29 protein-coding genes, 1 tRNA gene and 1 pseudogene are annotated in these 24196 nt (G+C 68.8%); 15 read left to right on the top strand and 16 right to left on the bottom strand.

The window, feature by feature from the left end; genetic code table 11:
* Positions 1 to 48 precede the first annotated feature (48 nt).
* The 5 genes from AC5L3X_RS16475 to AC5L3X_RS16455 all read left to right on the top strand — a co-directional run bounded on the left by AC5L3X_RS16475 (position 49) and on the right by AC5L3X_RS16455 (position 3345).
* The gene (locus tag AC5L3X_RS16475; RefSeq protein ID WP_189124025.1) at positions 49 to 693 is read left to right on the top strand and encodes a GNAT family N-acetyltransferase; all 645 of its coding nucleotides are present in this window, start codon (positions 49 to 51) and stop codon (positions 691 to 693) included.
* 124 nt (positions 694 to 817) lie between these two features.
* Positions 818 to 1414: a divisome protein SepX/GlpR gene (gene sepX, locus AC5L3X_RS16470; protein ID WP_189124026.1), complete on the top strand. Its 597-nt coding sequence runs from the start codon at positions 818 to 820 to the stop codon at positions 1412 to 1414.
* Positions 1415 to 1464: 50 nt separating this feature from the next.
* Positions 1465 to 1538: transfer RNA gene (locus tag AC5L3X_RS16465), tRNA-Ala, on the top strand.
* Positions 1539 to 1721: 183 nt separating this feature from the next.
* Positions 1722 to 2786, top strand: coding sequence for an SDR family NAD(P)-dependent oxidoreductase (locus AC5L3X_RS16460; protein WP_494857774.1), 1065 nt, complete (start codon positions 1722 to 1724; stop codon positions 2784 to 2786).
* 10 nt (positions 2787 to 2796) lie between these two features.
* Positions 2797 to 3345 (top strand): MerR family transcriptional regulator, encoded by a 549-nt coding sequence (locus AC5L3X_RS16455; protein WP_494857773.1) that lies wholly within the window; start codon positions 2797 to 2799, stop codon positions 3343 to 3345.
* 24 nt (positions 3346 to 3369) lie between these two features.
* On the opposite strand, the gene AC5L3X_RS16450 is transcribed toward AC5L3X_RS16455, so the two are convergent.
* Positions 3370 to 3558: a hypothetical protein gene (locus AC5L3X_RS16450; RefSeq protein WP_494857771.1), complete on the bottom strand. Its 189-nt coding sequence runs from the start codon at positions 3556 to 3558 to the stop codon at positions 3370 to 3372.
* A 385-nt stretch (positions 3559 to 3943) separates the two neighbouring features.
* The gene (locus AC5L3X_RS16445) at positions 3944 to 4858 is read right to left on the bottom strand and encodes an alpha/beta hydrolase (protein ID WP_494857769.1); all 915 of its coding nucleotides are present in this window, start codon (positions 4856 to 4858) and stop codon (positions 3944 to 3946) included.
* Between the two features lie 108 nt (positions 4859 to 4966).
* Between AC5L3X_RS16445 and AC5L3X_RS16440 the strand changes: the two genes are divergently transcribed.
* On the top strand, positions 4967 to 5413 hold the full coding sequence (locus AC5L3X_RS16440; protein ID WP_189124030.1) for a MarR family winged helix-turn-helix transcriptional regulator: 447 nt from the start codon (positions 4967 to 4969) through the stop codon (positions 5411 to 5413).
* 104 nt (positions 5414 to 5517) lie between these two features.
* Here AC5L3X_RS16440 and AC5L3X_RS16435 read toward each other — a convergent pair whose 3' ends face one another.
* The 4 genes and pseudogenes from AC5L3X_RS16435 to AC5L3X_RS16420 all read right to left on the bottom strand — a co-directional run.
* Positions 5518 to 7020: a carboxylesterase/lipase family protein gene (locus AC5L3X_RS16435; RefSeq protein WP_494857767.1), complete on the bottom strand. Its 1503-nt coding sequence runs from the start codon at positions 7018 to 7020 to the stop codon at positions 5518 to 5520.
* 272 nt (positions 7021 to 7292) lie between these two features.
* Entirely contained in the window at positions 7293 to 7610 is a 318-nt protein-coding gene (locus tag AC5L3X_RS16430; RefSeq protein WP_494857765.1) for a hypothetical protein, read from the bottom strand.
* Between the two features lie 157 nt (positions 7611 to 7767).
* A complete protein-coding gene (locus AC5L3X_RS16425) occupies positions 7768 to 8295 on the bottom strand; it encodes a GNAT family N-acetyltransferase (RefSeq protein ID WP_494857763.1) in 528 nt (175 codons plus the stop codon).
* Positions 8296 to 8872: 577 nt separating this feature from the next.
* A pseudogene (locus AC5L3X_RS16420) lies at positions 8873 to 9022 on the bottom strand (IS3-like element ISMysp3 family transposase); the annotation flags it as partial.
* A gap of 222 nt (positions 9023 to 9244) precedes the next feature.
* On the opposite strand from AC5L3X_RS16420, the gene AC5L3X_RS16415 reads away from it, so the two are divergent.
* Together AC5L3X_RS16415 and AC5L3X_RS16410 are read left to right on the top strand one after the other, a co-directional pair.
* Entirely contained in the window at positions 9245 to 9439 is a 195-nt protein-coding gene (locus AC5L3X_RS16415) for a hypothetical protein (protein ID WP_494857761.1), read from the top strand.
* Between the two features lie 48 nt (positions 9440 to 9487).
* Positions 9488 to 10123 carry a dihydrofolate reductase family protein gene (locus AC5L3X_RS16410; RefSeq protein ID WP_494857760.1) on the top strand — a complete coding sequence of 212 codons (636 nt, stop codon included), beginning with the start codon at positions 9488 to 9490 and terminating at the stop codon, positions 10121 to 10123.
* Between the two features lie 23 nt (positions 10124 to 10146).
* On the opposite strand, the gene AC5L3X_RS16405 is transcribed toward AC5L3X_RS16410, so the two are convergent.
* Positions 10147 to 10626 (bottom strand): hypothetical protein, encoded by a 480-nt coding sequence (locus tag AC5L3X_RS16405; protein ID WP_494857758.1) that lies wholly within the window; start codon positions 10624 to 10626, stop codon positions 10147 to 10149.
* 257 nt (positions 10627 to 10883) lie between these two features.
* Complete coding sequence (locus AC5L3X_RS16400) at positions 10884 to 11852, bottom strand: ankyrin repeat domain-containing protein (RefSeq protein ID WP_494857756.1); 969 nt, start codon at positions 11850 to 11852, stop codon at positions 10884 to 10886.
* Between the two features lie 109 nt (positions 11853 to 11961).
* On the opposite strand from AC5L3X_RS16400, the gene AC5L3X_RS16395 reads away from it, so the two are divergent.
* Positions 11962 to 12219 carry a hypothetical protein gene (locus AC5L3X_RS16395; protein ID WP_494857755.1) on the top strand — a complete coding sequence of 86 codons (258 nt, stop codon included), beginning with the start codon at positions 11962 to 11964 and terminating at the stop codon, positions 12217 to 12219.
* A gap of 13 nt (positions 12220 to 12232) precedes the next feature.
* The gene (locus AC5L3X_RS16390; protein ID WP_494857754.1) at positions 12233 to 12523 is read left to right on the top strand and encodes a hypothetical protein; all 291 of its coding nucleotides are present in this window, start codon (positions 12233 to 12235) and stop codon (positions 12521 to 12523) included.
* Positions 12524 to 12648: 125 nt separating this feature from the next.
* Here the strand turns inward: AC5L3X_RS16390 and sigJ are convergent, their stop codons facing one another.
* On the bottom strand, positions 12649 to 13533 hold the full coding sequence (gene sigJ / locus AC5L3X_RS16385) for an RNA polymerase sigma factor SigJ (RefSeq protein ID WP_494857753.1): 885 nt from the start codon (positions 13531 to 13533) through the stop codon (positions 12649 to 12651).
* A 34-nt stretch (positions 13534 to 13567) separates the two neighbouring features.
* Here sigJ and AC5L3X_RS16380 point away from each other — a divergent pair, with 34 nt between their 5' ends.
* The 5 genes from AC5L3X_RS16380 to AC5L3X_RS16360 all read left to right on the top strand — a co-directional run bounded on the left by AC5L3X_RS16380 (position 13568) and on the right by AC5L3X_RS16360 (position 18414).
* Positions 13568 to 14737, top strand: coding sequence for an NAD(P)-binding protein (locus tag AC5L3X_RS16380; RefSeq protein WP_494857752.1), 1170 nt, complete (start codon positions 13568 to 13570; stop codon positions 14735 to 14737).
* Positions 14738 to 14882: 145 nt separating this feature from the next.
* Positions 14883 to 15452, top strand: coding sequence for an RNA polymerase sigma factor (locus AC5L3X_RS16375; RefSeq protein ID WP_494857751.1), 570 nt, complete (start codon positions 14883 to 14885; stop codon positions 15450 to 15452).
* Positions 15452 to 16012 carry a hypothetical protein gene (locus AC5L3X_RS16370; RefSeq protein ID WP_494857750.1) on the top strand — a complete coding sequence of 187 codons (561 nt, stop codon included), beginning with the start codon at positions 15452 to 15454 and terminating at the stop codon, positions 16010 to 16012. The genes AC5L3X_RS16375 and AC5L3X_RS16370 overlap by 1 nt, the downstream gene beginning before the upstream one ends.
* Before the next feature lie 465 nt (positions 16013 to 16477).
* Positions 16478 to 17017, top strand: coding sequence for a hypothetical protein (locus AC5L3X_RS16365; protein WP_494857749.1), 540 nt, complete (start codon positions 16478 to 16480; stop codon positions 17015 to 17017).
* Between the two features lie 380 nt (positions 17018 to 17397).
* Positions 17398 to 18414 carry a helix-turn-helix domain-containing protein gene (locus AC5L3X_RS16360; RefSeq protein ID WP_494857748.1) on the top strand — a complete coding sequence of 339 codons (1017 nt, stop codon included), beginning with the start codon at positions 17398 to 17400 and terminating at the stop codon, positions 18412 to 18414.
* Positions 18415 to 18459: 45 nt separating this feature from the next.
* Here AC5L3X_RS16360 and AC5L3X_RS16355 read toward each other — a convergent pair whose 3' ends face one another.
* The 7 genes from AC5L3X_RS16355 to AC5L3X_RS16325 form a co-directional block, all read right to left on the bottom strand.
* Entirely contained in the window at positions 18460 to 18918 is a 459-nt protein-coding gene (locus AC5L3X_RS16355; protein WP_225263072.1) for a S26 family signal peptidase, read from the bottom strand.
* Positions 18915 to 20762 (bottom strand): ABC transporter ATP-binding protein, encoded by a 1848-nt coding sequence (locus tag AC5L3X_RS16350; RefSeq protein ID WP_494857746.1) that lies wholly within the window; start codon positions 20760 to 20762, stop codon positions 18915 to 18917. Before AC5L3X_RS16350 ends, AC5L3X_RS16355 begins: the two co-directional genes overlap by 4 nt.
* A complete protein-coding gene (locus AC5L3X_RS16345; protein ID WP_494857744.1) occupies positions 20759 to 21319 on the bottom strand; it encodes a TlpA family protein disulfide reductase in 561 nt (186 codons plus the stop codon). Before AC5L3X_RS16345 ends, AC5L3X_RS16350 begins: the two co-directional genes overlap by 4 nt.
* A gap of 28 nt (positions 21320 to 21347) precedes the next feature.
* On the bottom strand, positions 21348 to 21881 hold the full coding sequence (locus AC5L3X_RS16340; RefSeq protein WP_494857742.1) for a MauE/DoxX family redox-associated membrane protein: 534 nt from the start codon (positions 21879 to 21881) through the stop codon (positions 21348 to 21350).
* A 207-nt stretch (positions 21882 to 22088) separates the two neighbouring features.
* Positions 22089 to 22295 (bottom strand): hypothetical protein, encoded by a 207-nt coding sequence (locus AC5L3X_RS16335; RefSeq protein WP_494857740.1) that lies wholly within the window; start codon positions 22293 to 22295, stop codon positions 22089 to 22091.
* A gap of 293 nt (positions 22296 to 22588) precedes the next feature.
* Positions 22589 to 23089: a GNAT family N-acetyltransferase gene (locus tag AC5L3X_RS16330; protein ID WP_494857739.1), complete on the bottom strand. Its 501-nt coding sequence runs from the start codon at positions 23087 to 23089 to the stop codon at positions 22589 to 22591.
* A 174-nt stretch (positions 23090 to 23263) separates the two neighbouring features.
* Positions 23264 to 24136 (bottom strand): aldo/keto reductase, encoded by an 873-nt coding sequence (locus tag AC5L3X_RS16325; RefSeq protein ID WP_494857737.1) that lies wholly within the window; start codon positions 24134 to 24136, stop codon positions 23264 to 23266.
* Between the last annotated feature and the right edge of the window lie 60 nt (positions 24137 to 24196).

Raw genomic sequence — 24196 nt, 5'->3', positions numbered from 1 at the left:
AGTGATGGTCCGTGGCGACATCGTGCCCGATAGGGGGATGATGAGAACGTGGATCGACTTCGTGGCTGGCCTGCGACCCTGGCGGAGGGATCGGTCGGCCTCCGGCCGCTACGGCTGGCCGACGTACGAACATGGCGCGAGACCCGGCTGCGCAACGCCGACTGGCTGCGCCCCTGGGAGCCCAGCAACCCCGAGACGCCGCTCTTCCGCACCGGTCTGGGCCCGTACGTCTCCATGGTCGGCACACTGCGCCGTGAGGCCAGACAGGGCCTGGCGCTACCCTGGGTGATCACTTACGGTGGCCGCTTCGCCGGTCAGCTGACCGTCGGCGCCATCGTCTGGGGCTCGGCCCGCTCCGCCCAGGTCGGCTACTGGATCGACGGCGCCATGGCCGGCCGGGGCATCACCCCCACCGCCCTCGCCATGGCCGTCGACCACTGCTTCTTCACCACCGGGCTGCACCGCCTCGAAGCCAACATCCGCCCCGAGAATCAAGCCAGCCGCAGAGTGGTTGAGAAGCTCGGATTCAGGGAAGAAGGCATTCGGCGTCGTCAACTCCACATCGATGGGGCCTGGCGCGACCACATCTGTTACGCGTTGACCGTTGAGGACGTTCCCGGCGGGCTGCTCGTACAGTGGCGTCGCGCGCGTGAAGCAGCCGCTCACGGTGGGTCTCCAGTAGAAGAGGTTTGACGATCTCGCGACACACCGCACCGAATGCTCGTCAATCAGTGACACGCGGTCTTACGGTGCGTGACGTGAGCACATCGAGAACGCCGACGACACCAAGGCGTTTTCGTCGTGCCCGGAGGTGGTCGTGAGCAGCGTCCTCCTCTATCTGGCCATCGTCGTCATGTGGCTGTGCGTGCTGATCCCTATGTGGCTGCGCAGGGACAAGACCAACCTGGCCGAGCTGGTCGAGCTCGAGGAACACTACACCGGCGAGCACCAGCTGCCCGACCTCGAACACTTCGCGATGGACACGGGAGAGGTCGCCGAATCCGACGACGACGCCATGCCGCTGGAGAGCGAGCGGATCGACCCCCGGCAGTTCAGGGCCCGGCGCCGCGCCATCATCGTGGCCCGGCGCCGCCGCCTCCTCTTCTTCACCGCGCTCCTCGTCATCGCCTCGGTGGTGACCGCCTCGGTCGACATGATGCCGTGGTGGGGGGTCGCCCCGGCCGTGGTCGTCATGCTGTCCTATCTGGCCTTCCTGCGCATCGCCGTACAGGTCGACCAGGAACGCCGCCAGCGTGCCGCCCAGGCCCGCGCCCGCCGGCACCGCGAGCAGCGGCACGCCGAGCGGCTCGCCGCCGAGCAGGCCGAGGCCGAGATCATCGATCTCGCCGCCCGGCAGGCGGACGTACTCTTCGACCAGTACGCCGAACCGCCGAGGCGAGCGGTGGGCGACTGAATCGGTGGCGCGAGAACCTCTTGGAGTTTGCTAACCTGGTCGAGGTTCATGGGGATGTAGCGCAGTCCGGTAGCGCACTTCGTTCGCATCGAAGGGGTCAGGGGTTCGAATCCCCTCATCTCCACCCAGGTCAAAGGCCGCTTCCCGGTTGTGGGAGGCGGCCTTCTGCGTAGCTGGGTGACTAACTGGGTGACTACGTGTCCTCAGCCATCTCCGCGGTGATGGCCCACCGTTCGTGGTCTCTCCATGCGCCACGTTGATGTACTGGAAGGCTGGCGAGTAGCCCTCTCGACGGAAGCCGAGGCGCTTGACCAAGTTCAGCGACGGCGTGTTGTGCGGTGATTGTCGCGGAGAAGGCTTCGAACTCGGCGGGTGGGACGTGGCCGAGCTCGCCGTGAAGGCGGCGCTGGTTGAACCAGTCGATGTACTCGGCGACGGCAATCTCGACATCGTTGATGCCGGTCCATGGGGTTTTGCGTTCGAGCGCGCTCGAAGTCCTAGCGTTACCGCCATGACGACACAGACCTGGATCATCACCGGCGCGTCCCGCGGTTTCGGGCGCGCACTGGCGGAGTCGGCGCTCGCGGCGGCCGACCAGGTGGTGGCGGCGGTGCGCCGGCCCGAGAGTGTGGCCGATCTGGAGGCCAAATACCCGGACAACTGCCTGATCGCGAAGTTCGACGCCCGAGACATTGCCGCGGCCGCGGACCTCGTGCGGGACACCCTCGACCGCTTCGGTCAGATCGATGTGCTGGTCAATAACGCGGGCCGGGCCGTGGTCGGCGCGGTCGAGGAGGTCAGCGACGCGCAGCTGCGCGAGTTGATGGATCTGCACCTGTTCGGCCCTGCCGCGCTCGTCCGCGCAGTGCTGCCCGTGATGCGCGAGCGGGGCACCGGGACGATCGTGCAGATGAGCAGCCAGGGTGGGCGGACGTCGTTCCCCGGCGTGTCGGCGTACTCCGCGTCGAAGTTCGCCCTCGAAGGCTGGTCCGAGGCCCTGGCTGGGGAGGTCACGCACTTTGGGATTCGGGTGATGATCGTCGAGCCCAGCCGGTTCAGGACTGGCTTCAACGGGGCCGACGTGCTCGAGTTCGTTGAGTCGTCCGCGACTTACCGTGACTTGCTCGCTGACGTCCGTGCGGACATGGCCGGGACCGACGGCCGTCAGGAAGGTGACCCGGTGCGGGCGGCCGAGATCATTGTGTCCCTCGCGCACGGCGACGAGGTGCCGCTGCGGCTGCCGCTGGGGCGCGAGGCGGTCGAGCGTATCTCGGGTGCTTACCGGCGCGGCCTGGACGAGGTCGAGCGGTGGGCCGAGACCGCCCGCAGCGCCGACTTCGAGGGTGTCCCTGCATCGGTACGGCCCATTTAGGCTCGCGGTCATGGCCACCGACGATTTGATGACCAGGGCGCTCGAAGCGCTTGGGGACGATGGTCCGCTATCGGTCGAGGCGATCCACCGCCTCGCCGACCTGGGCGATCTGCCCGAGATGATGACGATCGCCGAGGTTGCCGACCTCCTCGACATCTCGCCTCACACGCTGCGCTATTACGAGCGGGCCGGGCTGGTCGAGGTGGCCCGCGACGGCAACGGCCATCGCGTCTACGACGCCGAAGTGGTTCGGCGCATGGTGTTCCTCACCCGGATGCGGCTGTCCGGTATGCCGATGCGTGACCTGCAGCACTACATTTCGCTCGTCGACTCCGGAGCGCACACGGTGCCCGAGCGGCTTGATGTGCTGGTCGAACATCGCGACACCATCCGCCGCCGGATCCGTGAGCTGACCCTTTCCCTCACCGCGGTCGAATACAAGATTGCCACGTACGGGGGCTCGACCGGGCCGGACGTTCAGACCTTCGGCACCACCACCGGTACCGACCGCATGGCGATGCCGGACGAGCCGCTGCGACGGGCAGTCCCGGCAGAGTGAGGGACGCCGACGCTCGCCGGGCTGCTAGTGGTAGTCCGGCCTCCTTCCGATCTCCGGCCACAGCCCCTGCGGGAAACGATCACCTCCCTGCTGGGAAACGATCTTCAAGGCCTCGCATTCGCCAAGCTCAACCTTCTGCTTCGGCTGGAACCGCCATAGTGCGACCTTGCGGACTGAGTCTCGGCCCGTCAGGTAGCCGTACATCGCGAGCATGGCGTCCTGCTTGTCTCGCGTGAGAAGCGTGTCCGAGGCTATTGCTTGTTCAACCTCGTTCGAGAGCTCTATCGCGTGGTCCCAGTACTGGCCCAACGGGATTTCAAGAACGCCGAAGCCTTGACGAAGCTCCTACACGACGCGGGCGGTCGCGTCTCCGTCGTCGGGTTCTCCCTCGGCGCCCAACTGACGGTCCTGCTCGCCGCGCACCGGCCCGAGCTCGTGGAACGCGTGGTCGTGGTCAGCGCCAGGCGCGGATGCGCCGGTTCTTGTGCGCCGACAGGTTGTCCAGGATCGAGCAGATCGGGCCGCCGCCGAGGCGGGCGGCCCGGCTCACCGTCCTACTGCCGCTTCGCGGTGGGGCGAGGCGCTTGTGTCATCCGCGTCAGTGGACCGATTCGAGGTCGTCGACGCCCAGGTGGGCGGTGAGGAAGTGGGCGGCGCGATCGAGTGCGGCGTCCGCCTCATCGAGGCGGCCGTAGTGGTGCTGGAAGACGTGCGGGAGGCCGGCCCCGACTTCGAGCGTGACCTCGACATCGTCGGCGCCCGCGCGGCCGGCCAACCGGATCGCGTCGTCGAGCAGCACCTCGTTCGCCCCGACCTGTACGAGTAGCGGCGGCAGTCCGGTGAGGTCGGCGAACACCGGGCTGGCCAGGGGATGTGCCCGGTTGTCTGCGCCGACATAGAGATCGGCGTAGGCGCGCACGTCGGCCTCGGTGAAAATGGGGTCGGCGTCCTCCTTGGAACGGATGCTTCCTCCGGCAAGGGTGAGGTCGACCCAGGGAGAGAAGACGACCACGGCGGCCGGTTGCGGCAGCCCGGCCTCCCGGGCCGCGAGCAGCGTGGCGATGCTCAAGCCGCCACCGGCGGAGTCACCGGCCATGACGAGGTCGCGCGGGTCGGTACCCGCCGCCAGCAGCTCGCGATAGGCCGCGAGCCCGTCGTCGACGGCCGCGGGAAAAGGGTGTTCGGGCGCCAGCCGGTAGTCCACCGACATCGCTCGCAGCCTGGCACGGCGGGCCAGTTCACCGACCAGCCCCGCATGGGTGTCCGGTGAGCCGACGACATAGCCGCCGCCGTGCAGGTAGAGCAGCCGCCCGCGGCTGGAGGCTTCGGCCGGTTCCAGCTCCAGGGTCGGCCGCCCGCCCAGGACGGTCCTGCGGGTGATGACGTCCTTTGGCGCCGGACGGGTGAGGGCTGCGATGAACCCGCTGCGCTGCTCCTCGACGGTGGGTCGCGTCTCGCTGCGAGGGGCGGAACGGAGCAAGGCGTCCAGGGCGTCGCGTTGCTGTTGGGACATGTCGGGCTCCATGGGTTGTGGTGTGAGAATGGATTCCTGGGAATCCGTCTGCCTGAGCCCAACCAGATTCCAAGGAAGATGATTCCCGGGAATCTATCGGAGGTTATTGTGAGCTACGTCACTCCGATCTTCAGCGACCTCGTCCGCGTCGAGACCCGGCTCTACAATGCGGTGAGCGCCCGGCTGCGCGCCGAACACGGGCTGGGGCTGGGACAGTTCGAATTCCTGGAGATCATCGACCGCGTGCCGGGATGCCGCGTGCTCGACATCGTCGGCGAACTGGCGATCACCGTGGGGGCCGTGAGCAAGGCGGTCGACCGGCTGGTGACCGCGGGCTGGTGCCTGCGAGTCGCGCACCCCCAGGACCGCCGCTCGTCCGTCCTCCGCCTCACATCCGAGGGTGAGAAGCAGCTGGCCGCTTCCCGCCCCACCGTCGAAAGCGAACTCATCTCGCTGACCGCGACGGTTCCCCCTGGCGACCTGGCCCTCATCGCCTCAACCCTGGCCACCCTGCGCGCGACCCTCGAAGCGGGCTCCCACGGCCGGCCGGGCTGAGGAGACATCACCTGCTGAGCTTCCCCGTTTTTCCGGAGGCGCTGGGAGCGCGTGAAGGGCTGGCGGCAGGGATCACCGTGCCCCCCTGATGGGTGTCCGCCAGGTCAGTGGCTGGACAGGCGGTCCCAGAAGGCCAGATTGTGGAGGGCGTCCTGATCGTAGACGCCGACGCCACCGGGGCCCGGGGCCAGGCGATGGACGTGCCCGGTGCGCACGGGGCTCCAGCGCGGCAGGCCAGGAGCGTTGGGGTCGCCGGTCGCCGCGAAGCGCGACCAGTATGTGATCATCATGTCGCCGAGCTTCCGCTGCTCGCGGGTGAGCGGGGCCCCGGGGAACAGGAACGACAGTTCCGATCCGTGCGAGGCGAGCGGCTCCACGCCACCGGGAAGGGGGAAGATCGGCGGCGCGGTACGGTCGGCGAACCCGTAGGAGTAGACCGGGGTGCGCTCACTGAGCATTCGGTCACTGGCACGACCGGCCCACGCCCAGTCGAGATCGCTCATGATCGCCGCTACGGCTTGCGTCGGCCGCCCACGGGACGGGTACTTCGCCGCGATCGCCGCGGCGTTGTCACCGAAGATGTGCCGCAGGCCCTCCTGGTATCCCTGCTCGGTGAGACCAGGGAAGATCAGCGCGGTGAACAGGGTCCCCTCGTCACGGGTGATGCCGGTGAGGATCGGCACGCGGTGGAAGCGGCCCTGCGCGAAGACGGTCGCGGGATCGGCAGGCAGCACGGCGTTGCCGTAGCCCGGAAGGGCGAGCGGCTCCTGCGCGAGGAGCTTGGAGACGGGCTTGCCACGCAGGCAGGTGACGGCTGTCTTCGGATCGGTGCAGCCGAGCGCGGTGGCGGTGGTGGCTCCGTGCGCCTCGTGGGCGGCCTTGGGAACCCACATCGGGAGGTCCACGACCGGCCTCAGGCGGCTGCCGGTGAAAGCGGTCTGGGAGCAGAACGTGCTTTGGGTGATCGCCCGGTGGAAGAGGCCGGCGGCGGTGGGTGACGCCAGGTGGGCGCACACCGAGTGCGCTCCGGCGGACTCCCCGAACAACGTGACGTTGCGTGGGTCGCCTCCGAAGGCCGCTGCATTGCGCTGGACCCAGCGCAATGCCGCCTGCTGGTCCTCCAGCCCGTAGGCCCCGCTGCCCGCCAGTCCGGGATGCCCGAAGAAGCCGAACACGCCAAGCCGGTAGTTGACGGTGACCACCACGACGTCGCCGCGCGTGGTCAGGCGGGTGGCGTCGTAGTCGCTGCCGGCCCCCTTCGTCAGGCTGCCGCCGTGCAACCAGACCATGACGGGCCGGGGGCGGCGCGGAGTGGCCGAGCGCGGGACGGTCACGTTGAGGTACAGGCAGTCCTCGCTGTCGCTGGCCGGCAATCCCCACAGATCCGTGGACTGGGCGCATCTGTCACCGGGGCGTGTCGCGGCGCGGACACCACGCCAGGCAGTCACCGGCTGGGGCGACTGCCAGCGCAGGTCGCCGACCGGGGAAGCGGCGTAGGGGATGCCCTGGAAGATCCGGTGGTCCCGGGCGACCTCGCCTCGCACCCAGCCCGTATCGGTCCGTACGACATCCCGCGAGGCCGCATCCGCCGGCGCGGCCCCTGCCATGACGAATGCCAAACTTAAAACGGCTGAGCTGAGAGTACGCATCAATGTCATGCCGCGAGCCTAGGGACGGCGGTACGAAGGGGTAATGGCGTTGAATTCCGGCCTGGGGTGCACCTAAATACACCCATACCAGCGATCAGCCCTGGTCCAGGGCCCTCTCTGTCTCACAGCAGTCTGAACAAAGAGGGGGCCGTCGTCGGTTTCTCCACGATTGGGCTGAGGGAGAAGTCGGCTAACACAGCCCGAGCGCGGTCGTTGCGGCCGCGGGAGCCTCAGGTCGTGGGTGACAAGCGCAAGCCCTCGCCCGCGGGCTGGGCGAGGTGGAAGATGGTCTCCTCCTTAGTGGTGAACCGCTTGCGCTGCTCGGTGCCGCTCTTGTCGGTCCAGGTGCCGAGGAAGCCTTCATCGAGGTCCGAGATCGAGCCGAGCAGCCCTGCCGGACGAGGGACGCCCGTGAGACACGGGCGCGGAAGGTGACGGCTCATCAGGGTTGCCGCTAAGTCATTCCACTTGCTGGCCCGGCTGCCCTGGCTGGCCGGACGTTTGTGGTCGGGGGCCATACTGCTTGCTCGCACCATTGCCAGCTCCATCGCCCGCCCCATAGCCGTGACCATGCACGACCTGGCCACCGAGGGCACTCCAGGTGATTGCGTTCTACCCTGGTGGCCCTCGTGGCTTCCCTCGTACCGGCGAAGGACGCCAAGATCGACATGGTCGCCGCAGGCGTATGCCGCTGCGGGGTGGCCGTCAAAGAAGGCGCTCCATCCACAGCGAACTGATGTACTGGCCGTTCTTGGCGGCGTACTCGTGGAACGTCCCGACCTCTGTGAAGCCGAACTTCCGATGCAACGCGACCGATGCATCGTTGGGCATGGCGATGCCCACGACCGCCACATGGATCGGTTCGTCGGCAATGTTCTCAAACAGCGCCCGATACAGCGACGTCCCGACTCCTAAGCCTCGGCAACTGGCATCGATCGCGACGCTGAGCTCAACCGTCTCCCGGAAGGCATCGTGATCTCGGTAACGCTGACTGCAGGCATAGCCCACCACCTGACCGTCTCGTCGGGCCACGACCAGTCGGTAAGGGCCAGCGGAGGAGAACCGTTCGAACCAGGCGCGCCGCTCGTCCACCCTGATCGGCCGGGTGTCGAATGACGCGATCGAGTTCGCCGACACGTCGTTGAGGAGGTCGACAATTCCGGGGAGATCGCCCTCATGCCCGACCGCAACCTCAACAGGCCCTGAACCATCCAGCATGCGCACATCGTTCATCGGGAACCTCCGGGGAGACCCCCGCCTTCAGGCGGGGGAGGAATCGGACCCCTGCGGAGCAGGGCAGGGGCAGGCGATTCGCCGCCAGGCGGATCGCCGCCAAACGCCGCACGACACCGCACGTTTCGGTAATGTGTTCGACGGTGGCGACACCCAAGCCACCGGACGAACGATCGGAAACACCCTCGCCGCAGGGCTTGCGGAGAGGCGAAACGCCTGTGGAGCCGGCGTAAGACCTCAACGAGAGTCCTCTCTCGGGCGGGCGACCGGCGGTGAAGCAGGAAGCCCAACCGGCGACGGTTGGAATCCCGGTTCTTCAGAGCCGGGAGGATGTCAAGAGTCACAGTCTGATCAAACCGGGTCTGCCTCGCCACCGCCGGAGCTGAGCCCGCCCGCACACCATCAATAGGCCACGGGACTACTCACCTTACGCAGTTACCGCCTGGGAAACGATCACGTCCCTTCCGGGAAGCGATCTTGCCTATGGCCTTCCTGCTCCAGGTCGCATGGTTTGGGTCTGTCCAGAGATCTACGACAGAGCCGAAGACCGTACAGTCCCGGCCTTTGCTGCTCAGGCGGTGCGCAGGGTCTCGGCGGTGCCGATGCCAAGTTTGGTCGCGACCGCGTTGATCGTGGCCCACTCGGTGGGATGGTCCGGTCGCACCTCGGCGACCATTCGCACCGCTCGCCGGCGCGGTTCGGCGGGGTAGAGAGCCTTGCCAGGCATGAGCTTGATCCTCTCAAGAGATCAAGTCTCCACCGAACCGGGGCGATTCACCGAGGTGTTGTTCCTCGGGAGTCGGGGCTTCGACCAGCCGGAGGACGGCGGAGCCGGCCGTGGAACCGGCGTCCTGCGGGCGGCATGGCTTGCCGCGGGCGAGGTGCCGATCCGAATCCGACAAAGATCTTTGTGTTGACAATATAAATTGTCGGTCGATACCGTTGGGGCATGTTCGAAGCCGGGGTGATTGAAGAGGCCGGTGTCGAGGGGGTGGCGCGCGGCCCGATCCGGGCGCGGCCGCCGGTGCTGCTGATGGAGGCGTGCCCGGCGCTCGGCCTGGCGGCGATCAACGGGCTGCTCCGGCAGGAGGCGAACCGCCACCTGGAGATGCTCCGACACCGCAGGGCGGCCCGGCGGCACTGAACACAAAAGAGCCCTGATATGTCGTTTGAATTCCGTGAGGAGAACACCATGGGCATGATTCATATCGACCTGTTCGCGACGGTCGACCTGGTTGGCCAGGCGCCGGGTGATCCCGGCGAGGATCCCGACGGCTTTCCGTTCGGGGGATGGCAGGCGCCTATGTTCGACGAGACGGTCGGCCGGCAGGTCGTCGCCGGAATGGAGGGAATGGACGCCCTGCTCCTGGGCCGCAGGACCTACGACATCTTCGCCGCGTTCTGGCCGAACCAGGTCGACGGCGTCGACAGTGGGATCGCCACGCTATTCAACGGCGTCCCGAAGTACGTTGCCTCGCGGGGCAATCCGGATCTGGACTGGGCGGGTTCGACCCAGTTGGGGCCCGACCTGGTGAGCGCCGTGCACGAGCTGCGTGACAAGCATGAGCACGTCCACGTGATCGGAAGTTTGAATCTGGTGCAGACCCTCCTGCGGAAGCGCCTCTTCGACCGGCTCGACCTGTGGATCTTCCCCATCATGCTCGGCGTTGGAAAGAAGGTGTTCGACGGCGGTGTGGTGCCCGCCAACCTGGTGCTCCTGGAGCCGCCCGTCACCTCGTCCAAGGGCGCCGTGCTCCTGAGGTACGGCCTCGGTGCGGGGACTCCCGGCAGCGGGGACATGCGGCGCGAAGACCGCGGCGTCGGTTGAGCCGAAGAGACCAGCCCGGCCACTCATGAGGTTTGGACTGCCAGCACAGCCCATCTGGCACCATGCGGCGCCTTGATCATCAGCGTCTCTGCTTCCGGTGGCGAAGCGGGGTGATTGTCGACCGTGTACGTCCCGAAGCCGGCGCTGCACTGCCGTACCGTCTTCCAGCCTTTGCGGGGCACGATCATCATCGTTCCCTGGGAGCCGACGCAATCGACAGCGACCTTGTACGAGTTCCCCACCTTCAGCTTTCCGGCCCATTCAGCCTGGTCGCCCGAGTCGGCGACATAATGCAGAAGAATCTTTCCCTTGACTTCTGTTCGTAGATCGACCAAGGGGCGCGTCAGTGTGGAGCTTTCGGACACGGAAGGCGCGCGAACATGCGTGGACGGGTTCGAATTCGCAGGTAACCGCGCTGAACAGGCGGCCATGAACAGCATGACCATGATGAAGCCGACCCAAGAGCGGCCGACACGCCCAGCGAGAAGATCAGGAAGCGGCACAGCAAGCACTTCAACGACCGCGGGAAACGATCAGAGCGAGTTCGGGAAGCGATTTCTAAGTAGGTAATCCGCCCTTGGTCGGCGCTGTTCGTGAAGCCCCGCCCAGGGGCGTTCACGAGAACGGCTGGAATGAAGTTGAAGGGATCCCGTCATTGCGATCGGGCGGGATCTTGTCACCTCAGGGGTTTCGAATCGGTTCGTCCTGGTTGAGGAGCTGCGGAGCGGGTGTCCGGGAGGGCTTTTCGTCCTGCCACTGGCTAGCTCCACCAGTCCCGCTCGGGCAGTCTGAGCCAGACGTCGGGTTGATCTGTGATCGAGCGGGCGTCGGTGGGCTGCAGGCCCGCGCCGGCGAAGCAGTAGGCCACTGCTTGTAAGTGGTAGAGGTAGGCGGTGAGGATGTCCTCCGTGGGGTCGTCGTCGGATACGGCGCCCCCGCCGGGATGGGTGTCCCATTCCTCGATGACGCCGTCACGGGCGACGGCTCCCTGGTTGCCGCTCTTGGGGTTGGCGAACATGCCGTAGCAGACGGAGCCGACCGACAAGCGCTTCATGACGCCAGGGGTCGACGCGTTGTATCCCCACGGCTGGAAGACGACGCATCCGCCCGGCACGTCCGTGATGCCGATGAGGGACAGACTGTCGTCGAAGTCCGAGAACGGGTCATCCGTGATCTCTTCGACGTCGTCTTCATCGGCCGGTGTGGCCTCCAGCCGCCGTGCCGCCTCGGCGGCGGTGATGTCGGCCACACAGGCGACGCTGAAGCCGTCATCTTCCAAGCGGCCCAAGGCGGTGATCAGATGCCTGGCCGCGGCGACGGCGGCGGTCTCGGCGGCAGATAAGCCGGCCTCGCCGGGAGGAAGAGTGAACAGGTCAGGGGTCGGTGTGGCCAGGCTGAGGCGTCCGGGGGACCAGCCGTTCATCATTGGCCGCCACGGGTGCGCTCCTGCGGCGGCCAGGGCGCGGGCGTTGTCGGGGCGGTTGTTGAAGACGGCTTCCCAGAGGGCGGTACGTCCTTCGTGTTCAGCGTCGACGTCGTCGACTCGTTGGGACAGTTCGGCGACCACCTCGGGTGAGCCCTGTTCGGCGGCGGCGTGCAGCGGTCGTCCCTGGATGTACACGCCCGTGTTGGGGTCGGCGCCCGCGTCGAGCCGGGCGCGGATCAGACTGAGGTTCGTCCAGCCATCCCAGCCGATTCCGGACCAGTCGGTTCCATCGTTGACGACCATGACACTCCTTGTGGGGACGTATGGGATCTTTGACGGCCGATCATGGCGTACGGGACCGACAACTTCCGGTTGGCGGCCCGCCAGGCTGCTCATCGCGACGGCGGTGTGAGTGACTACCGAGGCAGACGAAGGCGGACGCTACGGAACGTTGAGGAACTGGCGTTGCCGGTCGAGGGGGCGCATCCCTCGTCTCCATCCAGGGACGGCTGAAGTCGACGGGATCCCGTTCGATCGGTTGATCGGGCGGGATCTTGATGAGCCAGGTGACCTGGGCGCCGAGGATGATCTCGTCGATCTCCGGGAGCAGGGAGGCGGCGAGTTCGCCGCCGCCGCCGCAGAGGTAGACGTCCTTACCGGTGTCCTCTGACTTCAACCGCCGGATGAGCTCGATCGGGTCGCCGGCCTCCACCTGCACCGTGGGGTCGTCGATCGTCAGCGTGCGGGAGACGACGTACTGGCGTAGGCGCGACGACCTGTTCACCCAGGTCGGTGGACGCATCTATGAGCGGTTGCTGCCCGACGACGCCACCATCGCCCGCGGCCGGGAGGGCGTGCAGGACGAAACCCGCTATACCGAGCTCATGCACGAACGGGTACCTCACTACATCTTCACCGAGCAGGAGATCCACGAGCTGGAGGACGCCGCCGTACGAAGATCGCTGAATGCCTGACCGGTGAGGCCACCCGGCGATTCCGGGATACGATCACTCCTCGCCTTTCGCGGCCTGCGCGATCCGGGCCATGCGAACCGTCGCAGCATCCACGCCGTCACCGAATCGACCAGCGGCGAGACGCCTCAGGCTGGCCGGCTGGCATCCGGTTCGCTCGTCTCCCCCGATCTCGGCAGTTTCGCCGGGTTGACCACCAGGTTCAACTCGGTGATCCGGCCACCGCTGATCTCGAGGCCGACCACGCCGATCACCTTCGCCTCCAGGGTCAGCACGACACCGTCGCCGCCGGCCAGTCGTACCGGCCGGACGGCCACGCCGGCGTAGCGGCGGGCAAGCCCGGCCAGCAGCGTCATGACCTGCTTCCGGCCGTGCACCGGCACGCGCGCCGCGTGAACCGCGCCACCGCCGTCGGAGCGGAGCACGACCTGGGGATCGAGCAGGTTGACCAGTTCCGCGAGGTCCCCGTCCGAGGCGGCCTTGAGGAATGTGGCGGTGATCCGCCGGTGCTCCTCGGCGGAGACCGGTATCCGGGGTGGCGCGGCGGCGCGAACCCGCCGACGCGCCCGCGACGCGAGTTGCCGGCACGCCTGCGGGGTGCGGTCGACCACGGTCGCGAGCCGGTCGAAGTCCATGCCGAACACGTCGTGCAACACGAACGCGACCCGTTCGGCAGGCGTGAGACTCTCCAGCACCAGGAGAACGGCCGTGCGTACCGACTCCCGCATCGCGCTCACCTCGCCCAGGTCCGAGTCGTCGTAGGCGACCAGCGGTTCGGGCAGCCAGGTGCCGACGTAGGTCTCGTGGCGGGCGCGGGCCGAGCCCAGCATGTCGAGGCAGATCCGGGAGGTCACCGTCGTGAGCCAGGCCCGCGGGTGCTCCAGGTCCGCGGGCGCGGAGGTGCGCAGGCGGATGAACGCCTCCTGCACGGCGTCTTCGGCATCCGCGGAGCTGCCCAGCAGGCGGTAGGCGACGGCGAACAGGTAGCGGTGATGCTGGCCCCAATCGTCCATGTCACATGATTCTCGTCTACGTCGTCATCCGGTCATGAAGAGGATCACCGTTGTCGGCGGCGGGTTCGCCGGGCTGGTCGCCGCCATCTCCTGCGCCGAGGCCGGAACACAGGTCCGCCTCCTGGAGGCGCATCACACACTCGGCGGGCGAGCCCGCGCCACCGCCCCACCGTACGTGGCCCACGACGGCCCCCACGTGCTCTACCGCGACGGAGCCTGGTGGCGATGGCTCGCCGAGCGCGACCTGCTCGGCCCGCACTCCGGCGTACCGCTACTCGGTCTGGCCGGATTCCGGTTCCTCCACGGCGATCGGCTGCGCCGTACTCCGCCGCCCGCGCTGTCGCGGGTGCTGGCACACCGCCGTCGACGCGCACCGGTCGACATCGACTTCCACACCTGGATCCGCGGCCACCACGGAGAGCAGGCCGCGTCGGCCGCGTCGAACCTCATGGGAGTGGCGACCTTCTACGCGGAGCCGGGCCGGCTCTCGGCGGCGTTCGTCTGGGAGCGGCTGTTGCGCGTGTTCGCGCCAAGGCCGCCCGCCCGCTACCTCATGGGCGGCTGGAACGGCCTCATCGACCGGCTCGCCGCCCATGCCCGCGCCCTCGGCGTCAGCATCGAGACCGATGCGCGCGTGACCGACCTGCCCGCGCCACCGGTCATCGTCGCCACCTCGCTGGACGCCGCGGGCCGCCTGCTCGGCACGACGCCGCCCAGCGTGGAGAGCGGCCGGACGCTCCTGCTGGACCTCGCCGTACGCGCCGATCGTCGCGACGTCTTCGTCGTGTCCGACCTGGACGCGGCCGGCTGGCTGGAGCGCTACAGCCTGCCTGACCCAAGCCTCGCCCCGCCCGGCGAATCGCTGATCCAGGCCCAGCTGCCCCTGCGGGGAACGGAAGGCAAGGCCGACGCGCTGGTACGGCTGGAGGAGTTGGTCGACCAGGCGCTGCCCGGCTGGCGCGAGCGGACCACCTGGCGGCGTCACAGCGTCGCCAACCGCCGCACCGGCGCGCTGGACCTGCCCGGTCAGACCTGGCGCGACCGGCCGGCCGTCGACTGCGGCGACGGCGTGTTCCTCGCCGGTGACATGGTCGCCGCGCCGGGCCTGCTCAGCGAGGTGTCCTTCCACAGTGCCATCGCCGCCGCGCGCGGCGCCCTCGGCGAGCCCGCGAAGAAACCGACCACCCCGCCCGCGATCCACTGACCTCCACCGAGGCCGGCCGCTGCCCCGGGCGGGCGGCCGCCCGCCCGGGGCTGTCGCTCGCCCGCACCCGCACCGCGTCGTAATGCATTCCGGGGTTCGGTCAAGTACAAGGTGTAAGCACTGTTGGACGAAGGGAGCCCGGCTCGTGCGGCTCAACCAGGTGGAACCGGCGGACCCGTTAGCCGGGACGCAGGCTTTCGAAACCTTCTACCTGCGGCATTTCGACGCGATGACGCGATTCGTCGCACGGCGGGTGACCGACCCGCACGCGGTGGCCGACCTGACGGCGGAGACGTTCCTCGCGGCGCTGCACTCTCGGGACACCTACCGGCCGGGACGGGGCAGCGAGACCGGATGGCTGTACGGCGTGGCGCGGAACGTGCTGTCGCTCCAGCGACGCCGCAGCGAGCGCGAGGCCCGCGCCGTCGAACGGGTCGTCGCGCGCCGGCTGCTGGACGGCGACGACATCGCCGACCTGACCGACCGCATCGACGCCGAAGAGCCCGCCCGGCGGGCACTGTCGGCCATGGCCGACCTGCCGGAAGGGGAGAGGGCGTTGCTCGAACTCGTGGTCATCGACCAGCTGACGGTGGCGGAGGCGGCCCAGGCCCTGGGCATCAGGGTCGGCACGGCCAGAGTCCGGCTGCATCGCGCCCGCCGGACTCTGCGGAAGGTACCCGGCGTAACGGCGGCTCTCGTGACGGAAGGACTGTGATGACGGTGTCGTTCAGGGACAAGCTGCTCGAGGAACTGCGCGCGGAGGCCGCCACGGTCCCGTGGGAACCCCGGCCGGCGCGCCGATCCGCACGCCCGGTGGTGGCCGTGGCGGGGTTGGCCGCAGCGGTGGTCGTAGCGGTGGCGGTCGTCGTGCCGCTGATGTCGGACACGCCGGCGTTCGCCGTCGTCAAGAATTCCGACGGTACGGTCACCGTGCGGATCAACGAGTTCGTCAGGCCCAAGGAACTGGAGCAGAGGCTGGGAGAGGAGGGCGTGCGAGCAGTGATCGATTACGTCCCTCACGGACAGACCTGCCGCGAGCCGCGAGGGGAGATCGTGCCTCAGCCGGACAGGATGCCGCTGAGACGAGCCGAGGACTCGATCGACTTCTCGGTCGATCCGGAGGATTTCGGGCCGGACGAGACGCTCGTCGTCCAGATGCACTCCGCCAACGGCGACCCGGTCAAGAGCCATGGAGGCAGCGTCGGGGTCATCCGCGGACCGGTCGCACCCTGCGAACTCGTTCCAGCCGAGTTCGGCGGCGTCGAACGCGAGTGACCCAGCACAGGGCGCCCGCCCTGGCCACGTGTCGCGCGTAGGCTCGGTTCCGGCTTCGGGGCCGGGCCTTTTGCTGGTCAGGGGCGATGCGGATCGGCAGTGATCCCGATCGGTGGTGGAGCGTGCGCGGCCAGTCGGCCGTCCCTGCGGGCGGGACGGCCGCGCAGGGCCCGCTTTGAAGGCTGGAAGGACGATCGACTCCGAAGAGGTCGTCGACGGGCCGATAATCTCGTCATTCATCGTGGCCCGGCGTACCAGGGAGAAGGTCTGATCAGCGTGGGCGGGCTCGAAGCGGAATCTGCGGCCGTCGGAGCAAAGGTGCGGTGATTCAGACCCGCCCATGGTCGCCTGACCGGTAAAACGAGAGTGACGAAACTCAGAGCGCTCGGCCATCTGATAGTCGGATCGCGAACCGCGCCACTACGAACAGGGCATCTGGAGTTGGGCAGTGGAGACCTGGTCGGCATGAGCGATCCCAAGGTGCGGCGGATAGCAGATCTGCTGAGGGAACGAAACGCCGTCGACGAGCAGATCTCGGCGGTCATCGGGCGTCCGATGACCGCGGGTCACCTGGGCGAGTGGATCGCGGCGCGGGTCTTCGGAATCGAGCAGGAGAGCTCCGCGATATCCGCGACAGACGGCCGGTTCGCCTCTGGGCCGTTGCGTGGGCGGACGGTCAACGTGAAGTGGTACCTCAAGCGTGAGGGTCTTCTGGACGTGACCGAGCGAGCGGCGGTGGACTACTACCTCGTGCTGACGGGACCCGCGTCGCCGCCGGCTTCGTCACGAGGCACCAGTCGCCCGTGGCGTATCGAGTCGGTGCACCTGTTCGATGCCGAGCGGTTGCTCGCTGAGCTACGGGCGCGCGGCGTCAGGATCGGCTCTGCCTCCAGTGTGCGAGCCGCGCAGTGGTCCGCAGCCGAGATCTACCCTCGCGCGAGTAACCAGGCGCTTCCCGTACGCCCCGAGCAGGCTGAGCTACTACGCCTCTTCGCTCTTCGATGAGCGTGGGCTGATCTTGCCCAGGGCGACAGGGACAACGCCGGGGCCGTGACCTGATCACGAAAAGTGGGCCAGCGCCCAGGATTCGAGCGCCGTTGACAGAAAATCCGCATTTCTCTCCCCCTGGGTTGAGGACCGGATTTGCGTGCCTATGTCCCTGATATGGGGTGCAACGGACGAGTCGCGGGAAATGTCGGATAGCTGATGTTCACTGAGTGCCAGGGATTGCCACTTCAAGCCAGCTGAGAAAGGTGCTTGGTGGCGCGGCGGCCTGGTCCTTCCGCCGCCGGTGCCGCATTCCTGCTCGCGGCTCGTTCGTCACGCGCGCGCGGCCCGGGGGCTGTGGCCGACACGCCGCCGACCGTTCGGAATGGGGAGCGACGGTGATCACTTCGGTGCTACGACTCGACGACGTACCGGTCAGCGAACGGTTCGACTTCTGGTGGCAGGCCGTGGCCCGATCGGTGGTCTCGGTCAGCGCCTCCAGTGACCGGGAAGCCGACTTCTGGGCCGAGATGACGACGATCGACCTCGGTTCGGTACCGATCTCCCGGATCAAGTGCGTCGGCTTCGAGGCGCACAGGAGCATGAGCAGGATCCGCAGTTCGGATCCCGAGGCGTACCTGATCTCTCTCGTCTTACGCGGCATCGCGGGGATACAACAGGAGGACCGCGAGACGCTCCTGGCGCCGACCGATCTGATGCTCTGCGACACCTCCCTTCCCTACAAGGCGTGGACGGCGAGCGATCCGCGTGACACGGCGACGGCGCGGCACCAGGCCGGCTCGGACGGCATCATCTTGCGGATCCCGCATGACGCTCTGCCGTTTCCCGTCCCAGAGATCCGTCGTCTGCTGGCCGCCGGGATCACAGGCCGGCAGGGCGTCGCCGCGCTGCTCGGTGACCTGCTTCGCGGAATGGTGACCCGGTCCGACGAGCTGTCGGTCGCCGACGTGGGTCGGCTGTCCACCGTCACTCTCGATCTCGTCATCGCCGTGCTCGCCCACGAGCTGGAAGTCGCCCCCACTCCGCTTCTGACCGACCCCAGCAGGACACTCACTCTGCGGATCCGGGCGTTCATCGAGCAACGGCTGGGACAGGTCGATCTGTCGCCCGCCGTCATCGCCGCCGCCCACCACATCTCCCTGCGGCACCTGTACCGGATGTTCCAGCAGGAAGGACATACCGTCGGCGGCTGGATCCGACAGCGGCGGCTGGAACGCTGCCGTCGCGCCCTGGCCGATCCCCGGCTGGACGGCATACCGATCAACGCCATCGCCGCCCGGTGGGGTTTCCCGAACGATTCGCACTTCAACCGCACCTTCCGCAGGGCCTTCGGCGTCACCCCGGCCGGTTACCGGTGGCAGGCGCGGAAAGGGCGGCTCATCGGGGACAACTGACGGCCGGCCCGTTCGTCACCGCCGCTGACAGGGATCCGGGGGCGGTCAGCGAGGGCTGGGGGCGGCCGCGCGGCGGACCACCACGCCGAGCAACCGGTCGCCGGGGACGTAACCGCAGTGGCGGGAGTCGTAGGAGTCGGCGGCGTTGTCGCCGGAGACGACCAGGCAGTCGTCGGGGACGGTCGTCTCGGGGACGCGGGCGAGGGCGTCGAAGCCGCTCCTGGGCACGGGGTCGCCGGGAGCGGCGGTCACGCGCTTGATGCTCCAGGGCTCCCTGACCGCGAGGTTCCAGGCCGGGGGATAGCTGAGCCTGACCACCACCACCTGGCCGGTCCGCACCGAGCCGATCGGGGCGCGGCGGACCCAGACGCGGTCGCCCGAGCGGTAGGCGGGTTCCATGCTCGTGCCGGACACGGAGACCATGACGTAGCGGAGGCGCAGCCACAGGACGGCTCCCGCGACGGCCGCCGCGCACACCGCCAGGCTCACGACGACGACGCTCACTGCGGGAATCCCTCCGGTTGGCGCGTGGCGGTTTCGGAATAGCCCTGGGCCTGGAGCCGGAACATCCGCGCGTACGTCCCGCCGGCGGCGAGGAGTTCTTCGTGGGTGCCCTGTTCCTTCACGACGCCGTCGCCGAGCAGGACGATGAGGTCGGCGTCCCGGACGGCCCCGAGCCGATGGGAGATGAGCAGGCTGGTGCGGCCGGACCTGATCATGCGGAGCCGGGTGTGGATGTCGTGCTCGGCCTCCGCGTCGAGGCCCGCGCTCGGCTCGTCGAGGATCATGAGGTCGCGGGACCGGCGGAGGAAGGCCCGGGCCAGGGCCACGCGCTGCCACTGGCCGCCGGACAGCACCACTCCCGTCTGCGTGTCGTCGTCGCCCGAGTCGCCGAAGAACATCCGCGTCAGCAGGGTGTCGTAGCCGAGGGGCAGCCCGCGAAGGGTCTCGTGCACGCCCGCCGTGCCGGCGGCCGTCTCGATGCGGCCGCGGTCACCGAGCGCGGTGAGGTCGCCGAGGGCGACGTTGTCGGCGGCGCTGAAGTCATAGGCCATGAAGTCCTGGAACACCGCGCCGATGCGTGCGCGCAGCGCGGCGGGATCCATGTCCCTGATGTTGACGCCGTCCCACAGGATCGCGCCCTTCGTGGGGTCGTAGAAGCGGCAGAGCAGCTTCACGATCGTGCTCTTGCCCGAGCCGTTGTGGCCGACGAGCGCGAGTGTCGTCCCGGCGGGAAGGAACAGGTTCACGCCGCGCAGCACCCACGGATGCCCGTCGCTGTAGCGGAACCACACGTCGCGCAGCTCGATGCCGTGGCGCAGCGCGGGACTGTCGAGCGGTTCCGCCGGGGCGGGCAGGTCGGGCCCGTCGTCCACCACCGCCGCGTAGTGGCCGAACATCATGAGCTGCTGGTGGCCGCCGGCGATCGAGTCCACCACGGAGTCCAGCGCGCCCTGCACGCCCATCACCGCGGCCACGAACATGGACACGTCGCCCACGGTGAGCTGCCCCTGGACGGCCGCGAACACGGTCCAGGCCAGCCCGGCGCCCGAAACCGCCGCCGACAGGGTCGCGAGCGCCGCATGGACCAGTTGCTCGCGCCGGTCGAGGCGGCGGCGGGCATCGTTCGCGGCCATGCGGTCGGCGAGCATCCGCCCGCGCAGGAAGACGCCGAGCCCGAACAGCCGGACCTCCCTCGCCGCGTTCACGCTGGTCAGGAGGTCGCCGTAGAAGAACTCGCGGCGCTCGGTCGGGCCGATCGACAGCAGCACCGCCGCCCTGAGCCGCGAGAGCCGTACGGACATCATCAGGGCAGGAACCCCGGCCGCCAGCACGATGAGGGTGATCGCCGTGTTGATCACCAGGAGCGATCCGACGAACCCGGTGAGGGTGAGCAGGCCGCGGACGAAGCCGAGGACGTAGTCGACCAGCCGCCCGGGGGTGTTCGCGCTCTGCTGGGCGAGCCGCAGGCGGTCCAGGAAGGCGGGGTCCTCCAGCCGGCTGACGCCCACGGCCCGGTCGAGGGCGGTGAACAGCTCGTCCTGGGCGGAGAGCCCCACCCTGCGGTCGATCTCCCCCCGCAGGTACTGCGTCGCGTACGGCACGGCCGCGTTCACCAGGCCGGCCGCCGCGAGGCCGGTCACCAGCCCGGCGACCGCCGAGATGGAGCCGGCCGTCACCACCCTGTCGAGCGTCAGCTTGGTCAGCCAGGCGATCGCCACCGGGAACGCGGCCGTCAGCAGGGTGACGGCAAGGTAGCAGGCCATGGCGGAGGGGGCCGACCGGCAGGCGAGAACGATCGCCCGGATCAACCCGGCCGCCAGCGGGCGGCGGTCGGACGCCGTCATCTCTCGGCGGGCGCCGCGAGCCTGGCGACGTCACGCTCGACCGCGAGGACCGTCCCCTCGCTGTTGACCAGGCAGAACGCGGGGTATTCGGTGACGGAGAAGGCCCTGGCGACGCCGCCGCCGTAGTCGTCGTCCACGACGACCGTCGCCACCTGCCGTAGTTCGGCGGCCATCTGCGCCGTCGCGGCCTGCTCCCCGGGCGCCACGATCGCGAGGATCAGGCGGCGGCCCCCGATGCGCTCGCGGGCGTGGGCGAGGAATCCCGGCAGCTTCTCCACGCAGGGCGCGCAGCCGGGGCTGAAGAACGCCACCAGCGTCTCACCCGACAAGGAACTCCTGCCGATCTCCTCCCCGTCGAGGGTGGTCGCGGTGAACTCCTCGACGGCGGCCCCCACCGCAGGCAGCCCGCCCTCGAACGTCCCCGCGGGCCCGGCCCGCAGCAGCCCTTCGAGATGGGCGGTGTGCTCTTTCAGCCGGCGGACGATGCCGAGCGTCAGGACAAGATCCAGTGCGCACACCGCCCCGACCAGGACGATGGCGGCCCACATCACGGCCATTGCGTGCTCCCTTCGAGCGTCCCGACGGCTACGACAGCCTCGGGCCGAACAGTTCGCCGAGTTCTTCGAGACGTACGACGATCACGGCCGCCGCGAGCGCCGCCGCCGCGGTGACCGCCAGCCCGGCGGCCTCGGCCGCGCCGAGCGGGCCGGGGTCGAACGTCAGCCCCGCGGCGACCGCGCCGAGGAGCAGTGCGTTGCGTACGAGATGCCACCCGCTCAGCGGCGCCGACCCGCCGAAGCACCGGCAGGCGGTGGCGACGCCCCGGCGCAGGGCCAGCGCGATGGCCAGCCCGAAGGCGGTGACGAGTACGCCTGCGAGAGTCAGCGCCACGAAGGGCGCGGGGGCCAGCAGCAGCACCACGGCCGCCTCGGCGGCCACGACGAGGGGGGCGACCAGCCTGGCGGCGGCAGTCGGGGCGCTCCCCGAGGGAAGGAGGGCGCCCAGCAGTTTCCGCGTCGACTCCACGAACTCCCGCCGGTCCCCTCTGAGCTTGCTCACGACGGAGACGGCGAAGACGAGGGCGACGAGCCAGCGACATCCGAAAGCGAGATATTCCACGCGTACTCCCAGCGCGAATCCGACCGGCCGGTGATTCCGGGGCCGCCGTGCCCGTGGCGGGCCACGGCGGCCCCGTGCCTCCCGCCGGTCAGCAGTAACCGCCGGTCAGCGGTGATCGCCGGTCAGCCTGCAGCCTGTGCACGCCGAGCGGCTGAAACGGTGTTCGACGACGGTGTTCGACGACGGTGTTCGACGTACGTGCCGCCGCTAGCAGCTGCCGCTGGTCGCCGAGCAACCCGTGCACGCCGAGCCGCTGAAACAGTGTTCGATGTAGGTTCCCGCCCGGCGGGTCCCGTTGCTGTAGACGATGCAGCAGGTGCGCACGCACTGGCAGGGACCCGACGCGAGGACCGTCATCCTGGGGACCAGCCGCTCCAGCAGCCTGTCGCCGAACCTTGTGATCGTTTCGGTCATGGACATTCACCTCCTTTCGAGATCTCGTGTGCCGAGGCAGTCGCGTGACCGTGAACAAAGAGGTAAAGGGGATGGGGGCGCCCGGATCCGTGTGGCCGTCGGCGCCGCCGGTCATCGGGGTGGTGAAGAGTACGATCCGGCTGGTTGCGGGTGCGGTGTCTGCCTCATGAGGCCATTCCCCGTTCGATCGCTCCTGGCCATGAGCATGGCACGGGCGGGCATCCGCCGCTTTTCCGTGCGTGCCACGCCTGTTGCCCGTGCGTGCCAGGATTCGCGGCGACGGGGGAGGGGGGTCACGGCCTCCTGGCGGCGAACCTGGCCGTCGCGTCGTCGCCACGCACACGTCGCAACCCGGCCTTCTCCAGGACGCGGACGGAGGCCACGTTCGCCAGGTCCACGTCGGCGAACACCTCGTCCACGCCCGGAGCGGTGAGCCCGAAGGCGGTCATCGCCCGGGTCGCCTCCGTGGCGTACCCGCGCCCACGCCGGGACTCCACGATCCCGTACCCGACCTCGATGACGCCGTCGTCGGGCGGCCAGAACAGCCCGATCGCGCCGACGGCCAGACCGCTCTCCCGTTCGACGATCTGACGCTGGCCGTACACGTTCATGGCCTCGAGGCGCTCGGCGATGAAGCCGGCGATGCGCCGGTCGGCGGCGGAGGGGAAGTCCTGCGCCCAGTGCGCGAGCCGGCGGCCGCCGACGACCGCGGCGACGTCGCCGGGGGGCCACAGACGCAGCACGAGCCGCTCAGTGGTCACATCCACGCCGGTCGGTGAGAAGGAAGGGGACACGCGGCACTCCTGATCGTTCGTACGCCTCGGGGACGCGGCCCCCGGGCGAGGACGGACTCATCGAAGGAGCGATCGACGTGGATCCATCCCTATCAAACCACGATTCGGGGACCGTCGTCCTGTCGGTGCTTCAGGGATCGACGGCCGCCCGACGACCGGAGGGAGCGTCACGTCTCATCGCGGCTGGATCCGATCGAGCCGCCGCCACTGGTCGTCGCTCAGCCGCAGGTTCGCCGCGGCGACGTTCTCCTCCAGGTGACCGATCGTGCCGGTGCCGGGGATCGGCAGCACGACGGGCGAGCGGTGCAACAGCCAGGCGAGCGAGACCTGCGCCGCCGTGGCGCCGAGTTCGGCCGCCACGGCGGTGATCTCGGCGGTCGCCCTCGCCACCGCGGGGTGGACGGGGCGCCAGGGCAGGAAGGCGATCCCCGCCTCGGCGCAGGCGTCGAGCACGGCCTCGTGCTCGCGATCCAGCATGCTGTAGCGGTTCTGGACGCTCGCGACGTCGATGATCCGCAGCGCCTGCTGGAGCTGGTCGACGGTGACCTCGGACAGTCCGATGTGTCCGATCTTGCCCTCTTCCTGGAGGTCGCGCAGCGCCCCCAACTGGTCGGCGAGCGGCACCTCCGGGTCGACGCGATGCAGTTGGAGCAGCTCGAGCCGGTCGACGCGTAGCCGGCGCAGGCCCTGCTCGACCTGGTCGCGCAGGAAGTCGGGCCGTCCGCAGATCGCGGCCTCGTGCGGGGGGCTCGGCGGCGCGACCCCGACCTTCGTCGCGATGAGCAGGTCGTTAGGATAGGGGTGCAGCGCCTCGGCGAGGAGTTCCTCGTTGGCGCCCCAGCCGTACAGGTGCGCGGTGTCGATCAGGGTGACGCCCAGCTCGACGGCGCGCCGGGCTACGGTGATGGCGGCCTCGCGAGCCGGTCGGGGTGCGGTCGGCAGGTGCATGGCCCCGAACCCGAGCCGCCGCACGCTCAGCTCACCCCCGATGCGGAACGTGCTCGATGGCAGGTGCCGGGGGAACGTGTCCAACCTGTTGTCACTCACCCCCGCAACGTAGCGGCGGCCGGCACGCTTATCGTCGCCCTGTCAGGGCCACTCTCCCTA

It is taken from the genome of Nonomuraea sp. CX421, from assembly GCF_059358955.1.
Note: the sequence above shows the minus strand (reverse complement) of the source record. Positions and strands in the feature narration are given on the sequence as shown.

Coding starts and splice junctions, on each gene's coding strand:
- AC5L3X_RS16350 (WP_494857746.1), bottom strand. CDS start 20,762: ATGACGGCGTCCGACCGCCGCCCGCTGGCGGCCGGGTTGATCCGGGCG.
- AC5L3X_RS16400 (WP_494857756.1), bottom strand. CDS start 11,852: ATGGTCGTCAACGATGGAACCGACTGGTCCGGAATCGGCTGGGATGGC.
- AC5L3X_RS16455 (WP_494857773.1), top strand. CDS start 2,797: ATGGCCACCGACGATTTGATGACCAGGGCGCTCGAAGCGCTTGGGGAC.
- AC5L3X_RS16370 (WP_494857750.1), top strand. CDS start 15,452: ATGACGGTGTCGTTCAGGGACAAGCTGCTCGAGGAACTGCGCGCGGAG.
- AC5L3X_RS16430 (WP_494857765.1), bottom strand. CDS start 7,610: ATGGAGCTGGCAATGGTGCGAGCAAGCAGTATGGCCCCCGACCACAAA.
- AC5L3X_RS16445 (WP_494857769.1), bottom strand. CDS start 4,858: ATGTCCCAACAGCAACGCGACGCCCTGGACGCCTTGCTCCGTTCCGCC.
- AC5L3X_RS16335 (WP_494857740.1), bottom strand. CDS start 22,295: ATGACCGAAACGATCACAAGGTTCGGCGACAGGCTGCTGGAGCGGCTG.
- AC5L3X_RS16365 (WP_494857749.1), top strand. CDS start 16,478: ATGAGCGATCCCAAGGTGCGGCGGATAGCAGATCTGCTGAGGGAACGA.
- AC5L3X_RS16415 (WP_494857761.1), top strand. CDS start 9,245: ATGTTCGAAGCCGGGGTGATTGAAGAGGCCGGTGTCGAGGGGGTGGCG.
- AC5L3X_RS16345 (WP_494857744.1), bottom strand. CDS start 21,319: ATGGCCGTGATGTGGGCCGCCATCGTCCTGGTCGGGGCGGTGTGCGCA.
- AC5L3X_RS16390 (WP_494857754.1), top strand. CDS start 12,233: ATGAGCTCGATCGGGTCGCCGGCCTCCACCTGCACCGTGGGGTCGTCG.
- AC5L3X_RS16435 (WP_494857767.1), bottom strand. CDS start 7,020: ATGGCAGGGGCCGCGCCGGCGGATGCGGCCTCGCGGGATGTCGTACGG.
- AC5L3X_RS16410 (WP_494857760.1), top strand. CDS start 9,488: ATGGGCATGATTCATATCGACCTGTTCGCGACGGTCGACCTGGTTGGC.
- sigJ (WP_494857753.1), bottom strand. CDS start 13,533: ATGGACGATTGGGGCCAGCATCACCGCTACCTGTTCGCCGTCGCCTAC.
- AC5L3X_RS16380 (WP_494857752.1), top strand. CDS start 13,568: ATGAAGAGGATCACCGTTGTCGGCGGCGGGTTCGCCGGGCTGGTCGCC.
- AC5L3X_RS16450 (WP_494857771.1), bottom strand. CDS start 3,558: ATGCTCGCGATGTACGGCTACCTGACGGGCCGAGACTCAGTCCGCAAG.
- AC5L3X_RS16425 (WP_494857763.1), bottom strand. CDS start 8,295: ATGAACGATGTGCGCATGCTGGATGGTTCAGGGCCTGTTGAGGTTGCG.